Raw genomic sequence first — 729 nt, forward strand, 5'->3', positions numbered from 1 at the left:
GTGCTGGCGATGCTCGATTGGCTGGGAGTCAAGCCCTCGTACTCGCGTCCGCGCGTGAGCGACGACAACGCCTATGCCGAGTCCTTGTTCCGCACGGCCAAGTACTGCCCGCAGTTCACCGCCAAGGGCTTTGCCGACCTGGATGCCGCGCGCGCCTGGGCGGCTGGCTTCGTGCATTGGTACAACCACGAGCATCGACACAGCGGCATCCGGTACGTGAGCCCCGCGCAGCGCCATGCGGGCGAGGATCGTGCGATCCTGGCGGCGCGACATGAACTGTATGCACGGGCTCGCCAGGCCCATCCGGCGCGCTGGTCAGGCAAGACACGCAATNTCCCGATGGAGGCCTTTGAAATCAAGCATTTAGCACGCTTATGTTTGGTGGGTCCTGAGTGACTCGAACACTCGACCTACGGATTAAGAGTCCGCTGCTCTACCAACTGAGCTAAGAACCCGGATTCTTCTTCAGCAGAAGAGTCTGCAATTCTACGCCAAATCGCCCTTCTTTTTTGCATGTCAACCCAAAATAGAAATGTCTTTGAGCATCGTGTCCACGGAAGGTTGCGTGGACACGATCTTGCTCAGAGCCAGCCGTCTGCTCAAGATGGGTTCGCCGTTTGCTTACGCTGATCCACCGAGGGATAGCAGAGCGCGGGGTTGCGGGAGCGGATGACGGGGACGGGGACCCTGGTGATGAACGCCGCCGATGCTGAGGCCAAAAAACAAACC

General features: G+C 59.5%; 1 protein-coding gene and 1 tRNA gene. One reads left to right on the forward strand and one right to left on the reverse strand.

The window, feature by feature from the left end:
• On the forward strand, positions 1 to 333 hold a 333-nt coding region (locus tag PYV55_RS04045), incomplete at both ends, for an integrase core domain-containing protein (protein WP_275849427.1).
• Positions 334 to 379: 46 nt separating this feature from the next.
• Here PYV55_RS04045 and PYV55_RS04050 read toward each other — a convergent pair.
• Positions 380 to 455 (reverse strand) — tRNA-Lys (locus PYV55_RS04050).
• Positions 456 to 729 lie beyond the last annotated feature (274 nt).

Origin of the sequence: Extensimonas soli (assembly GCF_029211265.1) — a bacterium.
Classification (GTDB): Bacteria; Pseudomonadota; Gammaproteobacteria; order Burkholderiales; family Burkholderiaceae_C; genus Extensimonas; species Extensimonas soli.